Here is an 18,369-nt window from a genome sequence, read left to right on the forward strand (position 1 = left end):
CACGCGGCTCGCTTTACGCAAGCCCGTCCGCGTGCATTCAGCGGGCGGGCCGCAGCCAGCGAGCAGCACCTGGGCGGCTACGAGCTCCCACCCTGGCACCGCTGGCTCCGCGCGTCGCAGCCCACATCGGCCACGGCGGGCACCCCTCGTCCCTCCAGACCCTGTCGAGCACGACGATCGTCTCGGCGCGTACGCCGCTGTCCTGCTCTGCCTCTACCGGCTGTCCGTGGCCCGCAGCGCACGGGTTGCCCGGGGCACCACTGTCGAGCACGATGGACACCTCGACATCGCTCGCCACCGATTCAACGGTAAGGACGAGGACTGAATCGATCTACATCGGTGATGGTATCCGCGTCCTGGACCCCATACCCGAGAGATCCCGCCGCCTGGTACGTGCGCTGGGGGAGTGATTATATCACCCGTCATCAGCCAGGCGTTCCGCCTGCATGTCAAAAAATTGCGCTTCTCCTTCGTATTCCGATGCAATGGCACGGAGGATGGTCGCTGTTCGCGGCCAGCGATTGGCCACTTGTCGGGCCATTCTCGAATACTGACCGCTAAGGTCTCGCTCTTGACTTCCGCCGTCAAACACCCCTCTTAACGACACGCCTCGTCTATTCAGCTTCCCCTTGATGATTCCGGAATCCATTCTTTCGCTCGCTACTTCCTCAACAGCATCGCGCACTGCCACAGCTGGCCAGACGCCATCCGTATCATCAGGGCTGCAAGATAGCACGTGTCCAATCTGAGAATCACCTACATCCAGGCAGTCGCACTGCGCAAGCAAATCACGCGCCTGTTTTACCCAGCCAAGAAGATGGTCCCTGTCAACCGTGCCATCCTCACGAGGCCCCGGAAGTATGCTCCACTCATTCAGGACGTTCCAGGAGCGCCGGGAACAGGCTTCCTTCTGTTCTTTATCGCTACCTTCCATCTCGTCCGGCTCTCGGACGTAGACCGACCTCACCAGCCGAACAAAGTCAGCGGGACTGCCGCCAAGCGCCCTGTAAAGCGCACTGGACGGATTATGGTCGTGGAGAAAATCGAAGAACTGAAATTCTAGGCCTGGAAGGACCGGGTCGTCCGGAGCCTCACGCTCCAGCCACTTTAGCAGTTCCGAGACAGCATACTCAGTATCGTTTACCGGGTTATACGTATCTGCCGCACGGCAAGCAGCACATAGCGCGCTCTTGACGAAGTCAACGTCTAGCTCTTGCCCAGCGTAAAGAATGGTCCACGCAATATCGACGGCCTGCCAGGGACGGTTATGTTCAAGGAATAGCTGGCCAGCTTCGGTGTATGTCTTACCAATGGGCACGGACGACATGAGCAGTTTCTGAGCGTTATCACTGAGAGAGGTTTCCTCAAGTGCTGCTTTCAGCCAGCCGACCCCATGGTTCACCACCTTACACCAGGCATAGGCGATGACAGCGCACCGGAGCTGAGACGACTCAGCATCGAGCCAGACGAGAAGATCTGACCGGCAAACGCCATCGATCTGCGCGAGATGTTCTCCAACAACATTTGGCCGCTTCGCGTTCTCTATGAGGGCCTTTATCGCCTCAATTCCTTGATCGACGGTACACTTTACCGCCTGTCGGCGTTTCTCCTCTAGTCGTTCTTCGAATCCATCGTCACCGTGCTTGAGGCCGTCTATAACCATAAAACTATCCCAATCAAATAGTCGTGAGTTATGACGAGGATCAGTCGACGATTCAAGTTTGGTCGCAATTCCTCTGAGTTCAGCAAGCACAGTATCGGGCATTGCCCAGTCGGCATCAGACAACCGCGTGTGCCGTTCAATGAGATTCGTTAACGCGCTCCACACCCGGTACACCTCGTCGGGTGACCATGACGACCTACATAGTGCATTGCGAAGAGCGTCAATTATTTTGGGACGTTCCGCGGCAAGCGTGTTGCCAATCCTCTCAATAATTTCTACCCATCGGTCTGCCGAGTCTCCAGCCGAGTCAAGAGCAAGGTCAACCAGGCCCTTAACGTATCGATCTAATTCGTCACGCGTGCCACCGTCTTGTGACGGCTCCCAATCCCGATACTGAGGTTTATTAGGAGCCATCATAGTGACCGTGCCACGAGAAGGCCACAGTTTCATTATGAGTTCCCACCCTGTATCAGGGGAAAGCTTGACCGCCCGTCTTATAGCAGTAATCTTGTCCTCCGCAGAAGCGGCTCCGTAAGGAGCGCAACCGGATGTGAATGCATGTAGACTATCCAGAGGGCGGTTCGCCATTCTCCCGCCAGGGTCGATAGCTATAAGCTTCGCGAGCATTGATGTAGCCAGGCCATAATGGTCTGCCGACCAACACAATCTTTCGAGCGCCCACAGGAGATTAGAATGTGGTGACAAGGGTTCAAAAAGCCAGTTTGAATCAGAACTATCTCGAAACAGTGTTCTGACAAGCAGTTTGTCGGCGGTCAGACCTCCCTCTAAAGATTTCAAGAAAACATCGGGCGACGCTTCGGCCAGGAAAGAGAATGACTTGGACAGAACGGCTAGCTTAGCTCCACTTGCATCTTGATAAGCTTGCTGAAACAATAGCTCCACTGTATGATCGACGTAACCTTGGAGGCGTGGTATATTTAGGTTGACTGATGCGGTTGTCGCCGCCAGCGCCAGCCCCTCAGCGACATGCCTTTGTAACGTGTCTGAATAGCGCGGCTTCATGCCCCGAAGCTGTGCGACAAAACGTTCGTTGGTTGTCAGATTAGCAAATGGATCGTCGATCAGCAGCACGTCGAGCACGAACTTATCCCAACGCGCAAGGATATCAGAATCCAACTCAGGGAGTAGTAGCTCAGCTGCTTCTGCTGGGTTTGTAAGACGCCAGTCCCCTCCTGATTGCACGAACGGCGCATCTGGGTAGTTACAGAGATCCTTCAGGAGGCAAGTGATCTCCTTAAACGGCAAGCCAACAAACTCTTCGACCCCCCGCTTATCATCGTCCTTGCTGTCGTCCCAAGAACCCACAAGGACTAGTGGAGCCAATACGGCAGCTTTCTTTGCGCTTTGCACCCATTCGGGTTTCTCAAACGAAGGATTACGAGACACCGAGCGCAGAAAAGCTGGAATACTCCGTCGGGCGAGTGCCACTACATGTTCGGGGCGACGCAGACCTAGTTTTTGCAGTACCTCAACTGCCGTAGCCCTTCCAATCTTCGGAAGTTCTATAGCATCTTCATCGCGACGAACGCATGAATCTCTTCCCGCGACGAGTACGACGCGATGCCCATGAGTCACGGCATGCAAATCTGGATGATTGAATGTGGGTATCAGGAGTTCTCTTGTAGGAGACATCGCCAACTGGTGCCATGCATCCGGAGTTGCAACGACCATTGCCAGTTCGAGAAGATCGGGAGCGTCCACCAACGCCGCGTAAATGAATGCCAACGACTCGTCGACACAGGACGACTTAACGACAGGAATCGTATCGCCGGAACCTGCCGACAGTAACAGACTTACTAACTTATCGCTCTGGGACTTGCGGCCCGCCGTATAAAACTCGGGCGGAATGCTGATCTTTGAATTTCCTTGGAAGGATTCCCACCAATTTTGTAGGGTGCTGACTGCCCGAGGACGGCGGCCCAGTCGTTCTGAGATCCAATAGTGTACCGAGGGTGTATCCTGCAACCAGCCCTCGAGGACATGTGCATCGATAGACTTGACTTGCGCAAAAATCCCGTCGTTAGTACGGTTAACTTCCCACTTCTGTGCGTCCGGCCAGTTCCGCGGCGTTGCGAAAACGAATACATAGTCACCTGTCATCCTCTTATCGTTGGCGCGCTTTTTATAGTCACTTTCCGCTTTTTTCTTTGAGTCCTTGCCTGTCCCGAACTCGAAACGCAATTTCCCTGCGGGGAGAAAGGATGAGCCGGTAGAGTCGGCGGTGCCGTCCCATCCCGGCGCAGATGTGCCTTCGTGGGCGCGGATGTCTATGTTTGTAATTCCAGGAGTCTGGGCAAGCAGTCGCCGCATTAGTTCTGGGAACGCCTGCTTGGCGTCGCCCCTGTCCGCCCACTGATTCAACTCGGCCGCCGAAATCAGCTCAGGATTGTCAACGCTCAAGGCGGGAGAAATGGCTCGCGGAGGGGTGGGGTTACTGTTGCTCATCGCACGACCTTTTTGTGCGGTAGACGTCCGTCACGTTCTCATACTTTTTGGCGCGTACGGCGGTCGCCATCTTCTGAATGGTCGTCACGACGAGCCGCGCCGAGTCGTCCTTGAGCTGGCTCACGAGCACGCGCGTCGAGGTGGGCATGCCTGCGCAGTCCTTCTCGAAGCTGTTGCACTCAGCCACCGTCTGGTCGTCGATATCCTTGCGGTCGATGAGGAACACGACCTTATCCACCCTCGACTCGTCGCGCAGCAGCTGGACAAGCTTGAACGAAGTTAGGGTCTTACCCGAGCCGGTGCAGGCGAACACGTATCCGTTTTGGTTCGACTCCAGCACGCGCCTCTTGGCAGCCTTGACCGCGTAAATGCGGTAGCGGTTTATCTCGTACTCGCTCACATGCGCCATGCACCTCACCTCCCTAGCTTGCCGGTACCTGACGATGGTGCCGCGGTCTAGCGGCTTGCCCTCCACCGGACCGGTGGGGAGCGCCGACACCTACATTTTACGGGATTACCGGGTCAGGACGGCGACCGCCTCCAGGTGGTGGGTGTGGGAGAACATGTCCAGGGCGGCCAGGTCCCCCAGCCTGAACCCCAGGCCCAGGAAGGCGGCCAGGTCCCGGGCCAGGGCGGCCGGGTCGCAGGCCACCAGGACCACCCGGGAGGGACCCAGCGCGGCCACGGCCTCCACCACCCGCCGCCCGGCCCCCCGCCGCGGGGGATCCAGGACGACGACGTCGGCCCCCCGCCCCCGGCCGGGTCCGAAGGAGCTCCCCAGCTCGGTGACCGAGTCCGCCGTGACGGCCCCGGTCACCAGGCGGGCGTCGGGGTGGTCGTGGAGGTTCCTGCGGGCGTCGGCCACGGCCTGGGCGGATCCCTCCAGGCAGGTCACCCGGGCCCCCAGGGCGGCCAGCGGCAGGGTCAGCAGCCCCGAGCCGGAGTACAGCTCCAGGACCCGCAGCCCGTCGGCCCTCAGGGCGCCGGGGCCCGGGTGGCCGCCCGCCGCGGTGGGGTGGTCCTCCACCACCGCCCGCACCACCCGCTCGGTCAGGACCCGGGGCGCGTCCCGGTGGACCTGCCAGAAGCCGCCCACGTGGACGTGGTAGCGCAGCTCGCCCAGCCCCAGGGCGGTGGCGTCCACGACCTCGGTGACCCGCCTCCGGCCGGTGGGACGGGCCCGGGCGGTGAGGACCTCCTCGCCGACGACGACCAGGGGCTCGCCGGTGCTGGGTGCCACCGCCGTGAGGCGGGCACCGGGACGGTAGTGGTGGCGCCACCGCCGGTCCTGGGTCAGGCCCAGCTGCTGGATCGGCGCGACCGCCAGGGGCAGCTGCCGGACCTCCAGGACCTGCCCGGAGCGGAAGCCGTGCATACCGGCCCGCCCCTGGGCGGTGACCTCCAGGGACACGCGCGTGCGCGTCCGGGTGCCCGCCCGGGCCCGGGTGCGGGGGTCGTCACTGGCCTGCGCGGCCAGCTCGGAGGGCAGGGCCTCCACGGCCACGGCCTGCCCCGGGGCCGCCCCGGGCAGGGCCTCCACGGCCTGGACGACGTCGCCTCCCCCGATCCGCCGCAGGCAGTCGGCCAGCACCCAGCGCTTCCAGGTGCGCTGGGCGCCCAGGGCCACGTGGGAGAGCTCGCCGCCGCCCACGCCCCCCGGGCCAGCCTCCGCCCACACCGGGCTCACCCGGTCCGGTGAGGCCCGGAGGACCTCGACGGCCTCGGCGTACCAGACCCTGGAGGCCCTGGCGGTTACCCGGGCCCGGACCCTCTCCCCGGGCAGGCAGTGGCGGACCAGGACCACCACGCCCGTGGGGTCGTCGTCCTTGCGGGCCACGCAGAAGCCTCCGTGGGCGGGGGCACCGGCGTCCAGCTCCAGCAGCTCGGGGGCTGTCCCGCCCCCGCCGGGGGCCTGGGGGCAGGGCCGTGGGCGGGCGGGCGCGGCGGACGGGGTGGGGGTCATGGCTGCTCCTCGTGAGGCAGGGGGGCCAGGCGGCTGGCGTCGGCGTCACGGGAGGCGACGTCGGCGTCCTGGATGTCGGTACGGCTCCGGGAGGTACGGCTCAGGCGGGCCCCCTCCCCCAGGCCCAGCTGCCAGGGCACGGAGGCCACGACCACGCCGGGGGTGAACAGGAGCGCCGTCTTGATCCGCAGCGCCGTCTGGTTGTGCAGGACCTGCTCCCACCAGTGGCGCACCAGGTACTCCGGCAGGAAGACCACCACCAGGTCGCGGGGGGACTCCCGGCGCACGCTGCGCACGTAGGAGACGATGGGGCGGGTGATGTCACGGAAGGGCGAGTCCAGGACCGTCAGCGGCACCGGCAGCTCGGCGTCGTCCCAGGCGTCCAGCAGCTCCTCGGCCGCGCCGTTGCCGGTGTCCACCGTCACCGCCTCGATGGAGGTCGGGTGGGTGGACTGGGCGTAGGTCAGGGCCCGCAGGGTGGGCTGGTGGAGGCGTGAGGCCAGGACGATGGCGTGGACGTGGGCGGGCAGGACCCGAGAGTCGTGGAGGTCGGCCACGGCCACCTCCTCCGCCACCCGCTGGTAGTGGCGCCGGATACGGTTCATGACCAGGTAGAGGAAGCCCATGATCGTCAGGGTGACCCAGGCACCCCGGGTGAGCTTGGTGACCAGGACGATGACCAGCACCAGGCCGGTGCCGGCCACCCCCACGGCGTTAATGACCCGCGAGCGCCGCATCCGTGAGCGCGACCGGGCGTCGGTGACGGTGGCCAGCTCGCGGGTCCAGTGGCGCACCATGCCGACCTGGGACAGGGTGAAGGAGATGAACACGCCCACGATGTAGAGCTGGATGAGGCTGTTGGTGTCGGCCTGGAAGCCCACGATGAAGGCGACGGCTCCCAGCCACAGCACGATAATGCCGTTGGAGTAGGCCAGGCGGTCGCCGCGCTGGGAGAGCTGGCGGGGGAGGAACTCGTCGCGGCCCAGGACGCTGGCCAGGACGGGGAAGCCGTTGAAGGCGGTGTTGGCGGCCAGCACGAGGATGAGCCCGGTCACGGCGGTGACCAGGTAGAACATGGGCTTGAAGCCGGAGAAGACGGTGGCGGCGATCTGCCCGATGACGGGGTCCTGGTGGTAGGAGGCGCCCAGGGGCTGGCCGTTGCTGGTCAGGCCGGTGGCGGGGTTCTCCACCATGTGGACGCCGGTGGCGCCGGCCAGGTGGATGATGCTCAGCAGCATGAGGGCCGCGATGGAGCCCAGGAGGAGCAGGGTGGTGGCGGCGTTCCTGGACTTGGGGCGCTGGAAGCTGGGCACGCCGTTGCTAATGGCCTCCACGCCGGTCAGGGCGGCGCAGCCTGAGGAGAAGGCGCGCAGGATGAGGAAGGCCCCGGCCAGGCCGGCCAGGCCCTGGTCCCAGCCGGGCTGGGCCACGATGTCGAAGCCGGCGGACTCGGCGCGTCCCAGGTGGCCGGTGAGCTCCTGGAAGAGCCCGGCCACCACCATGGCGCCGATGGCGGCCATGTACAGGTAGGTGGGGACGGCGAAGGCGCCGCCGGACTCCCTGGAGCCGCGTAGGTTGAGCACGGCCAGCAGGGTGACGACGCCGACGGCGACCTGGACCTTGTAGGGGGCCACGGAGGGTACGGCGGCGGCCAGGTAGGAGGTGCCCGAGGAGACGGAGACCGCGACGGTCAGGACGTAGTCGACCAGGAGGGCGGAGGCCACCAGGAGGCCGGCGTGGGAGCCCAGGTTGGTGGAGACCACCTCGTAGTCCCCGCCGCCGGAGGGGTAGGCGTGGACGGTCTGGCGGTAGGAGGCCACGACGACGACCAGGACGCCGACGACCGCCAGGGCGATCCAGGGTGACAGGGCGGTGGCGGCCAGGCCCGCCACGGCGAGGGTGACCAAGACCTCGTCGGGGGCGTACCCCACGGACGACAGGGCGTCGGAGGCGAAGACCGGCAGGGCTATCCGTTTGGGGAGGAGGGTCTCCCCCAGGGCCTGGCTGGGTACCGGGCGGCCGACGAGGAGCCGTTTGAGGCGGTCAGCGAAGTCACGCACAAACTCAGATGCTACTCCGTGGCCGCTCCGGGGCGGGACGAGGGGTACGGTTGGCCCCGTGCACTTCGTCATTATGGGCTGTGGGCGCGTGGGCGCCTCCATGGCCACGCAGCTGGACCGGATGGGGCACTCGGTGTCGGTGATCGACCAGAGCTCGGACGCCTTCAGGCGCCTGCCCTCTACCTTCAACGGCCGTAAGGTCAAGGGGATCGGCTATGACCGTGACTCCCTGGAGCAGGCGGGCATTGACGAGGCCTACGCCTTCGCGGCGGTCTCCAACGGGGACAACTCCAATATCGTGGCCGCGCGGGTGGCCCGGGAGAGCTTCGGGGTGGAGCGGGTGGTGGCGCGTATCTACGACGCCCGCCGGGCCGACATCTACGAGCGCCTGGGGATCCCGACGGTGGCGACGGTGCGTCAGACCGCTGACCAGATGATGCGTCACGTCCTGCCCGGGGGCGCGGCCAGTGAGATGGTCGACGCCTCGGGGGCGGTGAGCCTGGTGCAGCCTGACGTGGCGGGCGCCTGGGTGGGGATGACGGTGTCGTCCCTGGAGGAGCGCCTGGGGGTGCGGGTGGCCTGGATCTCCCGGGGCTCGTCGGCCCTGCTGCCCGAGGCGGCCACGGTGGTCCAGGATCTGGACCGGCTGCACGTGGCGGTGGTCTCCGAGCGTGTGGGTGCCGTGCAGCGTGCCCTGTCCCGTCCCCCTGCCAGTGAGGTGTGAGTCATGAAGATCGTTATCGCCGGGGCCGGGTCGGTGGGGTGCTCCATCTCCCGTGAGCTCATTAGCCACGGGCACCGTGTGGTCCTGATCGACCGGTCCCCTGAGGCCATGCGTATCGCCTCGGTGCCTGAGGCGGACTGGCACCTGGCTGACGCCGGTGACATCGACATGCTGACCGAGGCCGGTGTGGGGGACTGCGACGTCATGGTGGCGGCCACGGGGGACGACAAGACCAACCTGGTGGTCTCCCTGCTGTCCAAGACGGAGTTCGGGGTCCCCCAGGTGGTGGCGCGGATCAACAACCCCAAGAACGAGTGGCTCTTTGACGAGGCCTGGGGCGTGGACGTGTCGGTGTCGACCCCGCGTATCATGACCTCCCTGGTGGAGGAGGCGGTCTCGGTGGGGTCGCTGGTGCCGGTGTTCTCCTTCCACCAGTCCGGGGCGCTCATGCACGAGCTGACCCTGCCTGACGACTCGCCGGTCATCGGTGAGCTGGTCAGCGAGATCCCCCTGCCCCCGCACACGGTGCTGGCCGCCATCCTGCGTGAGTACCGTCCGATCAACCCTGACAGGGACGAGCGTTTTGAGCGCGGGGACGAGCTGATCTTCCTGACCGCCAGGGAGGGTGAGGGCACGCTGGGCGAGATCCCGTTGATCTTCTCCCCCGAGGACGACGCGCCGGCCCCCGAGGAGCTGGACGAGCTGCTCTAGGGGGCGGTGGTATCGGGGGCCGCGTGGTGGGCGGGGCCGACCAGCAGCCAGATGAGCCAGAGGGTCAGGGCGAACAGGGGGACGCCCAGGGCCAGGCGGGCCGCCCCCAGGGGGCCGGTGGCGCCGGCCAGGTACAGGGGGGTCTCCACGGCCAGGCGGGTGGCGAACATGGCGGCCAGGATCCAGGTCCCCAGCCGGTAGCGCCGATTGAGGTGGCGCAGGCCGGGGTCGGTGCGCCAGGCCCAGGGGGCCGGGGCGTCCCGGGGGGCCTGGGCGGCGTCCTGCCCCCCGGCTCCCGTGGCGCCCGCCAGGGCCTGGACGCCGTTGAGGGCGAGGCCGACCACCGGCCAGCCCAGGGCCAGGGAGGCCAGGGAGCCGGCCAGCCAGGCGGCGTTGACGAGCAGGCCGGTGGCGTAGAAGTCGGTGGCGCTGCCGCTGTGCCAGGCCCAGGCGGCGCTGAGGGCCGCCAGGGCGGCCCCGCCCACGGCCTGGGTGGGGGGCTCGTGGCGGAGCAGGCGGGCCGCCAGGGCCAGGGCGCTCAGGGCCAGGGAGGCCCCCAGGGCCGCCAGCAGGGCGCTGGGCCGGGCGGCCAGGACCAGGACGAAGACGAGCGTGGGGGCCACGGACTCGGTGACGCCGCGCCACCCGCCCAGGGCGGCCAGGGCGTCGAAGGACTGCGCTCCCAGGGCGCCCACCCCCCGGGCCGGGCGGGCCGGTGGGGTGCTCATGCGCCTGGCACCAGGAGCTCGTAGGCGGGGTTGTAGATGACGGGGCGGGCCCGGCCCGCCACCACGGTGCCCGAGGCGATGAGGTGCCTGCCGGGGGTCACCCCGGCGATGGAGCGCCGTCCGATCCACACCAGGTCCACGCTGCCGGTGCCGTCGAAGAGCTGGCCCACCAGGACGGGCTTGGCGGTGGCGGGTCGGTAGGTCACCGCGCGCAGCACCCCGGAGACCCGGGCGGGGCTGCGCGGGGTGAGGTCGCCGATGGGGACCGTGCCGCGGGCGCTGGCCGAGGCCGCCTCGTCGCGCGCGTCCAGGTCCTCACGGCTCCAGCGCAGGGCCGCCAGCAGGTCGTGGGCGCGTCCGGCCAGGCTCATCGGACCTCGGCGATCGTCGGCCCGGGACGCAGGGGGTCGAGCCCGGGCAGGTCCTCCGGCTCCGGGCCGGCAGCCGCCGAGGGGTCCCGCAGGGGCAGGATCTCGCGGGGCGGGCGGGCCTGGGAGTCGCGTACCACGACGACCTGGTCGAGGACCTCGCGCAGGGGGGCGGCCGCGGCCTCGTCGGAGGCGGCCCGCCCCTGGAGGACGCCGCGCAGGAACCAGCGGGGGCCGTCCACGCCGATGAACCGCACGTTGACCACCGCCTCGTGGCCCTGGGAGTCGCGTACCGGCACCTGGCTGGTGATCTCCGGGCCGTGGGGGCCGTCGGTGACCGAGGTGCGGGCCCGGCCGCGGCGCAGCTCCAGGGTGATGTCCTCACGCAGCTCCTCCCAGATCCCGGTGGTGCGCGGGGCGGCGAAGGCGCGCAGCTCCAGGCTGGAGCCCGCCAGGACGATGACGGCGGCCGTGGGGTGGCCGTCGGGGGTCATGCTCTCCAGGCGCAGCTGCATGCCGGCCACGGCGGGCACGCGCAGGGAGCCCAGGTCAATGTAGGAGGCCGTGCTGACGGCCTCGGGTACGGCGGCCGCGTCCCAGGGCCCCTGGGGGTCCGGGTCGGGCGGGGCGGGCTCGGGGGCGGCGTCGGCGACGCGGGCGGCACGGTGGCGGGAGAACAGACCCATGACGGGCTCCTTGGGTGGTGTGGCCCGCCGTCGGCGGGCGTGGTGGTGGGCCGGGACGGCCGGTGTCAGCTGGCGCAGTCGGTGCACACCGGCAGGCCGGTGGCGTCGTCGACGTAGGCGAGCTGGCTGCGGTGGTGCACCAGGAAGCACTCCGAGCAGGTGAACTCGTCCTCCGCCTGGGGTACGACGTGCACGCTGAGCTCCTCGCGGGACAGGTCGGCGCCGGGCAGCTCGAAGCCCTCGGCGACCTCGTTCTCGTCCTCCTCGATGGCCTCCTGGGAGTGGTCCTTGCGGCGGGCGGTGAGCTCCTCGATGGAATCGGCCTCCGGCTCGTCATCGTTCTTGCGCGGGGCGTCGTAGTCAGTTGCCATGGCCTCGTCACTCTCTCTCGCTCGTCGACGGCACTGGGTGCCCGGGACGTGGCCGGTCTCACTGTGGTAAGCGGGTCCGCGCGCCGGGCGAGGCACGCGCACAGTAGCACCGCTAACCGCCCCCGGGCACCCGGAGCCGGGTCTGTCATAGGGGCTGTGGGCGAACAGGTACGGGTGGATTCGGGGCGGCTGCCGCGTCACAATGTGCCACACCGGCCAGCCTCCGCCCCTGACACCACCGGTGATGGCAGTCTGGGATGCGGACAGCGCGACACGAGGAGGCCCGTCCATGATCGAGCTCGAGCTGCTGGGCGCCAACGGCGACAGCGTCGTGATGACCGACGCGCGCGGGACGCGGTACAACATTGTGGTCGACGACGCCCTGCGCGCGGCGGTCCGCAGGGAGCGCCCCTCCGCCCGTCCGTCCGCCGAGGAGCCCCCGGCCCCCGGCACGCCGGTGCGTCCGCGTGACATCCAGGCCCTGCTGCGCTCGGGGGCCTCCGTCCAGGAGGTGGCCACGGCCACCGGCCTGACGGTGGACCACGTCTCCCGGTTCGAGGGCCCGGTGAGCGCCGAGCGCCACAACGCGGTCCGGCAGGCCCAGTCCTACCGAATCGGCTGGGAGAAGGACTCCCCCGTCCTGGGCGAGCTCGTCGTGGACCGCCTGGCCACCCGCGGGGTGGATCCCGCCACCCTGAGCTGGGACGCGCTGCGCCACGGCCGCGACCCCTGGCAGATCACCCTGACCTTTATCCAGGGGGCCGAGGAGAAGGAGGCCCGCTGGGAGCTCAACCTGCCGGCACGCTCGGTCATCGCCCTGGACGACGAGGCCCGCTGGCTGACCGAGGCCGCCTCGCTGGGGCGCCGCCCCTCGGTCTTCGACCAGGACACCGAGGCCTCCGGGGCGTCCTCCCACCCCGAGGACGCCGAGTCCGTCTCCCCCACCGGCACCGACGTGCTCCTGGAGAACCTGGCCTCCAACCGGGGCCGGCGCCTGACGGTGCTGGAGCCCCCGGAGGAGGACGAGGACGACATCCGGGAGGCCGACGAGGAGGGGCAGGCCCAGGTGCTGTCCATGTCGGACCACCGCCGCGCCTACGGCCAGGCGTCGGCCCAGGCCCCCTCCGAGGCGCCGGTGACCGGGGCGGTACACACGCTCACGGGGGCCGTGCGCACCACCGCCGGCGTGCAGACGGCCCTGACCGGCACCCAGCGCCCCGTGGAGGAGGAGATCGTCCAGGACGGCGTCCTGGAGGAACCCCGCCGCTCCCAGCGCAAGCGCAAGCGCCGCCAGCAGGTGCCCTCCTGGGACGAGATCGTCTTCGGCGCCAAGCCCGAGTAGGGCGCCACCGCCCGTAACCACTGACTGCAAGGGAGACGGCCATGGTAGCTGACGCTGACCACGACACCCAGGACAGGGAGCCGACAGAGCCCGGGGAGGAGCCCGAGCCCCACAGGCGCCTGCCCTCCTGGGACGAGATCGTCTTCAACGCCAGGCCGGACGGGACCCAGCCCACCCCGGTAGCTGACGCTGACCACGACACCCAGGACAGGGAGCCGACAGAGCCCGAGACCGGCCCGGAGGAGCCCGAACCAGCAGAGCCCGAGACCGGCCCGGAGGAGCCCGAACCAGCAGAGCCCGAGACCGGCCCGGAGAAACCCGAGCCCCGCAGGCGCATACCCTCCTGGGACGAGATCGTCTTCGGCGCCAGGCCGGACGGGACCCGACCCACCCCGGCACCCCGACGACCTCGGCAGGAGGAGGACGTTACTCTCGGACTCCCGATGGACATGGTCGAATCCGCCTCCCACGACAAGCCACACAGGGACTACTCCGACCCGCTCACCCCGATGCCCTGGGAGGAGGAGCCCGCTCCCGCCCAGGAACGCGTGATCGACGTGGTCGAGTTCGCCTTCCACCTCAAGATGCACAAGGACCGCTCCGGCCCGCCCCGGCCGGACGGGGCCCAGCCCACCCCGGCGCCCCGGCAGGAGGACACCGCTCCCGACCAGGGAACCGTGGTCGTCTTCCCTCCCAGGTCGGGCCGGGCCTGGGCCTCAGGCGCGACGCACCAGCAGGGGGACGCTGGTCTCGGCACGGGTCAGGGAGCCGTGGACCCCGGGCAGGGCCATGGCGGCGGGGGCGTGGACGCGGGGGTCGACGACGACCCAGGAGCCGGCCATGGCCACCAGGACGTCCCCCACGACACCCCGGGCACGCGGTGACAGGGGCCCCAGCAGCGCGGCGGACTGCTCGCGGGTGCCCACCCACAGGGCGGCCTGGCCCAGGTGGTCGCGCCAGCGCCGGGCCACCTCGTGGGCCAGGTCGGGGTCCGAGCCGCGCACGCACAGGGAGGTCAGGCGCGGCTCGCCGGCCACCGCGGTGACGTCCCGGACCAGGTCCGGGTGGTCGGTGACGGTGACACGGTGGTCGGCGTCGGTGTCCACCATGCCGTGGTCGGCGGTCAGGACGACCCGGGTGCCCGCGGGCACGGCGCGCAGGAGGTGGTCCAGGGCCCTGTCGAGGCGCTCGAGCTGGGTGAGCCACTGCTGGGAGCGCCAGCCGTGGGCGTGCCCGGCGTGGTCGAGCTCGCCGACGTAGAGGTAGACCAGGGGGACCCCGCGGCGCAGGGCCCTGACCGCGTGGGCGGGACGGTCCTCGAGGCGGTCGGCCCCGACGTGACGGGCCCCGCGCAGGGCGGCCTCGGTCAGCCCCGAGCCGGCGAACCGGGCGGGGGTGACGGCCACGGCCAGGGGGGCGGCGGCGCGGGCGGCGGGGCGCAGGCGCTCGAAGACGGTGGGGACGTCCTGCCAGGCGCGGGGGGCGGGGGCGTCCTGGCCCTCCCAGGAGATGAGGCACAGGAGGTGCTCCCGGCAGGGGGTGGCATCGGGGGGCAGGGGCTGGTGGGCGGGGTTGACCACGCTGTAGCCGACCATGCCGGTGGTCCCGGGCAGGGCGCTGGTCCCCAGGGTGGTCAGGGCAGCCGCGGTGGTGGTGGGGGCGCAGGTGGTGGCCTCCAGGGTGGGGGCGGACTCGGCCTCGGCCAGCCACGAGCGCAGGGTGGGTGCGTGCCCGCGCCGCTGGAGGAGGAGCTCCAGGCCCAGCCCGTCGGCCATGACCAGCACGGTCCCGCCGGGGTCCTGGCCCAGGCCCCAGGAGCGGGCGGCCCGGCAGGCCTGGTCGTGGGTCAGGGCCCCCGGGACGGTGCCGTGCAGGTGCAGGCCGGAGCTGACGGCGGCGGCGGCGAGCACCTCACGCAGGTGGGGCACGCCGGTCGCCCCGGTCACGGTCCCCGCCCCCGGGCGGGGCCGTGCCGCGTTCCCCGGACCGGGGGGCACGGGGCTCACCACGGCGAGCGCGCGGTCGCGGCGGACAGGCTGCGGGCGAAGGCCTCGGCACGGGCCAGGGCGTGGGCGCCCTCGACCCCCGCGGCCACCCGGATGACGACGTCCTCGGGCACGGAGGTGCCGGTCAGGCCGTGGTCGGCCTTGCAGGCGGGGTCGGGGCAGGAGGCCGGCTCCAGGTCCAGCCGGCGTACGGCGCCCCAGGCCACGGCGATGGTCAGCTCGGTGAGCACCCCCCCGGCGTCGGCCGGGCTGGTCACCGCGCGGGTCAGGACCACCGAGCGTATGGAGGACACGGGCACGGCCTCGCTGGTGGCGACGGCCCCGGGGGCCCCGTCAGGGCCCGGGACGTCGTCGACGTGGACGATGACCAGGCGCGTGGCGGTCAGCGCCATGACGGTCACGTGCCGGTGGACGTCCTCCCCGAAGGTCGTCTCGCTCTGGACCAGGTCGGCCACGACCTCCTCGGCCCCCAGGGCCAGGTCGAGGGAGGCCAGCACCAGCTCGGGGTAGTAGCCGGCGCGGGCGACCTGGGCGGCGAGCGTGGTGGCCGCGTCTGCGTCCGTAGGGGAGGGCTGCGTCATGGCCGCCATTGTGCCACCGCCGGGCCCAGGCGGCGCCGTCCACCTCACGCCCCGCCCTGCGCGGGCACGTCGGAGGGGCAGGCCATAATGCCGCCATGACTCCTCAGCCCTCGACGCCTCCCTCCTCCGTGCACGGCGACGGCGAGGTCGTCGAGCAGGACCTGTCGGTGGAGATGCGCACCAGCTTCCTGGAGTACGCCTACTCCGTCATCTACGCGCGCGCCCTGCCCGACGCCCGCGACGGCCTCAAGCCGGTCCAGCGGCGCATCCTGTTCCAGATGGACCGCATGGGCCTGCGCCCCGACCGGCCCCACGTGAAGTCCTCCCGGGTGGTGGGCGACGTCATGGGACGCCTGCACCCGCACGGGGACACGGCCATCTACGAGGCCCTGGTGCGCCTGGCCCAGCCCTTCACCATGCGCCTGCCCCTGGTGGACGGGCACGGCAACTTCGGCTCCCTGGACGACGGCCCGGCGGCCCCCCGCTACACCGAGGCGCGCCTGGCCGCCCCGGCGCTGGCGCTGACGGCGGACATCGACCAGGACACCGTCGACTTCTCCCCCAACTACGACTACACCCTCACCGAGCCCGAGGTGCTGCCCGCGGCCTTCCCCAACCTGCTGGTCAACGGGGCCTCGGGCATCGCGGTGGGCATGGCCACGAACATGCCGCCCCACAACCTGGCCGAGGTGGTGGCCGCGGCCCGCCACCTCGTCAGCCACCCGGACGCCACCCTGGAGGACCTGACGGCCCTCGTGCCCGGCCCGGACCTGCCCACCGGCGGCGTGGTGGTGGGCCTGGAGGGGATCCGGGAGGCCTACCGCACCGGGCGGGGCCGCTTCTCCACCCGGGCGGTGGCCCGCGTGGAGAACCTCACCCCCCGCAGGAAGGGCATTGTCATCACCGAGCTGCCCTACCTGGTGGGCCCGGAGAAGGTCATCGCCCGGGTCAAGGAGACGGTGGCCTCCAAGAAGCTCCAGGGCATCGCCGACATCGCGGACCTGACCGACCGCCACAACGGCACCCGCCTGGTGGTCACCGTCAAGAACGGCTACAACCCCGAGGCGGTCCTGGCCCAGCTCTACCGGTACACGCCCCTGGAGGACTCCTTCAGCATCAACAACGTGTGCCTGGTGGACGGCCAGCCCCGCACCCTGGGCCTGCGTGAGCTGCTGGAGGTGTTCGTGGGCCACCGCCTGGCGGTGGTGAGGCGACGCACCCGCTTCCGCCTGGGCAGGCGGCGTGAGCGGGCCCACCTGGTGGACGGGCTCCTGGTGGCCGTGGTCAGCATTGACGAGGTCATCGCGCTCATCCGCTCCAGCGACGACGCCACCGCCGCCCGGACGCGCCTCATGGAGGCCCTCGACCTCTCCGAGCCCCAGGCCTCCTACATCCTGGAGCTCCAGCTGCGCCGGCTCACCAGGTTCTCCGTCATCGAGCTGGAGAAGGAGCGTGACGAGCTGGCCCGTGAGATCAAGGACCTGGAGGCGGTCCTGGCCGACGACGCCCGGCTGCGCCGCCTGGTCTCCAGGGAGCTGGCGCAGGTGGCCAGGGAGCTGGGCACCCCGCGGCGCACGGCGCTGATGGAGTCACCCGGTGGCGTCGCGGTGGCCGGGCCCCCGACCCCGGGGGCCGACGCCGGGCCCCAGGAGGCGGGCCCGGCGGTCAGCCTCGTGGCCGGGGCCAGGGACGTGCCCCTGACCATCCCCGACGACCCCTGCCGGGTGCTGCTGTCCGCCACCGGCCTGGTGGCCCGCGTGCCCGGGGCGCAGGCGGTGCCCCGCACCGGGGCGCGCCAGGCCCACGACGCGCTGGCCTCCCAGGTGGCGGGCAGCGTGCGCGGCCAGGTCGGGGCGGTCACCAGCCGGGGGCGGCTGGTACGCCTGGAGGTGGTCTCCGTCCCGGAGGTGGCCCGCACCCAGGGGGCGCCCGCCCTGGACGGGGGCACGCCCGCAGGCCTGCTGGCGGAGCTCGAGGACGCCGAGACCGTGGTGGGCCTGGTCCCCCTGGCCGGGTCGGACCGTGGCGGGGACGGCCCGGCCGCGCCGATCGCCCTGGCCACGTCCCAGGGGGTCGTCAAGCGGGTCAAGGTCGGTGACGAGCCCAGGAACGGCGACGCCTGGGAGGTCATCTCCCTGGCCGAGGGCGACGAGGTGGTCTGGGCGTCCACGGCGGCCGACACCGACGTCATCGTCCTGGTGGCCTCCGACGCCCAGCTGCTGCGCTTCCAGGCCGCCCGGGTACGCCCCCAGGGGCGGGGGGCCGGGGGCATGGCGGGCATCAGCCTGCACGAGGGCGCCCGGGTCGTCGCCGCGGGCCGCGTCCCGGCCGACCTGGTGTCCGAGGCGCTGGTGGTCACCGTGGCCGGGGCCCGGCAGGCCCTGCCGGGCACGAGCGCGGGCAGCGTCAAGGTCACCCCCCTGGACCGCTACCCCGCCAAGGGGCGGGCCACCGGGGGGGTGCGCGCCCAGCGCTTCCTGCGCGGGGAGGACCACCTGACCCTGGCCTGGGTGGGCCTGGGGCCGGCCCGAGCCGTGGACGCCCGGGGCCGGGCCGTGGACCTGCCCGAGGCCGACGAGCGCCGCGACGCCTCCGGCACGCCCGCACCCGCCCCCATCGCCGCCGTCGGGTGACGCCCGTCCCCGCGGGCGGGGACGCCCGGGGCCGGGCTGTCTCCCGGGGAACGGTCAGGCTGTCTCC

14 protein-coding genes are annotated in these 18,369 nt (G+C 69.9%); 4 read left to right on the plus strand and 10 right to left on the minus strand.

From position 1 onward, the window contains the following. Nucleotides 1-415: 415 nt before the first annotated feature. From C3V41_RS12755 to C3V41_RS03230, 4 genes are read right to left on the minus strand one after another with little or no spacing between them, the layout of a single operon-like run. Nucleotides 416-4,129 carry a hypothetical protein gene (locus C3V41_RS12755; RefSeq protein WP_129591468.1) on the minus strand — a complete coding sequence of 1,238 codons (3,714 nt, stop codon included), beginning with the start codon at nt 4,127-4,129 and terminating at the stop codon, nt 416-418. Then, nucleotides 4,116-4,628, minus strand: coding sequence for a DEAD/DEAH box helicase family protein (locus C3V41_RS03220; RefSeq protein ID WP_217350951.1), 513 nt, complete (start codon nt 4,626-4,628; stop codon nt 4,116-4,118). Before C3V41_RS03220 ends, C3V41_RS12755 begins: the two co-directional genes overlap by 14 nt. Nucleotides 4,629-4,643: 15 nt before the next feature. Beyond that, on the minus strand, nt 4,644-6,092 hold the full coding sequence (locus C3V41_RS03225) for a class I SAM-dependent RNA methyltransferase (protein ID WP_106109079.1): 1,449 nt from the start codon (nt 6,090-6,092) through the stop codon (nt 4,644-4,646). Next, complete coding sequence (locus C3V41_RS03230) at nt 6,089-8,152, minus strand: APC family permease (protein WP_106109080.1); 2,064 nt, start codon at nt 8,150-8,152, stop codon at nt 6,089-6,091. The genes C3V41_RS03225 and C3V41_RS03230 overlap by 4 nt, the downstream gene beginning before the upstream one ends. A 58-nt stretch (nt 8,153-8,210) precedes the next feature. On the opposite strand from C3V41_RS03230, the gene C3V41_RS03235 reads away from it, so the two are divergent. Then, nucleotides 8,211-8,876, plus strand: coding sequence for a potassium channel family protein (locus C3V41_RS03235; protein WP_106109081.1), 666 nt, complete (start codon nt 8,211-8,213; stop codon nt 8,874-8,876). 3 nt (nt 8,877-8,879) lie between these two features. After that, entirely contained in the window at nt 8,880-9,587 is a 708-nt protein-coding gene (locus tag C3V41_RS03240; protein WP_106109082.1) for a potassium channel family protein, read from the plus strand. Here the strand turns inward: C3V41_RS03240 and C3V41_RS03245 are convergent. The 4 genes from C3V41_RS03245 to C3V41_RS03260 all read right to left on the minus strand — a co-directional run bounded on the left by C3V41_RS03245 (nt 9,584) and on the right by C3V41_RS03260 (nt 11,740). Continuing rightward, nucleotides 9,584-10,315 (minus strand): DUF3159 domain-containing protein, encoded by a 732-nt coding sequence (locus tag C3V41_RS03245; RefSeq protein WP_106109083.1) that lies wholly within the window; start codon nt 10,313-10,315, stop codon nt 9,584-9,586. The genes C3V41_RS03240 and C3V41_RS03245 overlap by 4 nt on opposite strands. Beyond that, nucleotides 10,312-10,686: an OB-fold nucleic acid binding domain-containing protein gene (locus tag C3V41_RS03250; protein ID WP_106109084.1), complete on the minus strand. Its 375-nt coding sequence runs from the start codon at nt 10,684-10,686 to the stop codon at nt 10,312-10,314. The genes C3V41_RS03245 and C3V41_RS03250 overlap by 4 nt, the downstream gene beginning before the upstream one ends. Next, nucleotides 10,683-11,369: a DUF3710 domain-containing protein gene (locus C3V41_RS03255; protein ID WP_106109085.1), complete on the minus strand. Its 687-nt coding sequence runs from the start codon at nt 11,367-11,369 to the stop codon at nt 10,683-10,685. The genes C3V41_RS03250 and C3V41_RS03255 overlap by 4 nt, the downstream gene beginning before the upstream one ends. 65 nt (nt 11,370-11,434) lie before the next feature. Further along, nucleotides 11,435-11,740, minus strand: a complete 306-nt coding sequence (locus tag C3V41_RS03260; protein ID WP_106109086.1) for a DUF4193 domain-containing protein — start codon at nt 11,738-11,740, stop codon at nt 11,435-11,437. Between the two features lie 289 nt (nt 11,741-12,029). Between C3V41_RS03260 and sepH the strand changes: the two genes are divergently transcribed. Next, entirely contained in the window at nt 12,030-13,082 is a 1,053-nt protein-coding gene (sepH, locus tag C3V41_RS03265) for a septation protein SepH (RefSeq protein WP_106109087.1), read from the plus strand. A 716-nt stretch (nt 13,083-13,798) separates the two neighbouring features. Here the strand turns inward: sepH and C3V41_RS03275 are convergent. After that, nucleotides 13,799-15,028 carry an alkaline phosphatase family protein gene (locus tag C3V41_RS03275; protein ID WP_174714751.1) on the minus strand — a complete coding sequence of 410 codons (1,230 nt, stop codon included), beginning with the start codon at nt 15,026-15,028 and terminating at the stop codon, nt 13,799-13,801. A gap of 56 nt (nt 15,029-15,084) precedes the next feature. Further along, nucleotides 15,085-15,669, minus strand: a complete 585-nt coding sequence (locus C3V41_RS03280; RefSeq protein ID WP_106110633.1) for a DUF5998 family protein — start codon at nt 15,667-15,669, stop codon at nt 15,085-15,087. Between the two features lie 95 nt (nt 15,670-15,764). Between C3V41_RS03280 and C3V41_RS03285 the strand changes: the two genes are divergently transcribed. Beyond that, nucleotides 15,765-18,302: a DNA gyrase/topoisomerase IV subunit A gene (locus tag C3V41_RS03285; protein ID WP_106109089.1), complete on the plus strand. Its 2,538-nt coding sequence runs from the start codon at nt 15,765-15,767 to the stop codon at nt 18,300-18,302. The last annotated feature ends 67 nt before the right edge of the window (nt 18,303-18,369 follow it).

Origin of the sequence: Actinomyces sp. oral taxon 897 (assembly GCF_002999235.1) — a bacterium.
Lineage (GTDB): Bacteria > Actinomycetota > Actinomycetes > Actinomycetales > Actinomycetaceae > Actinomyces.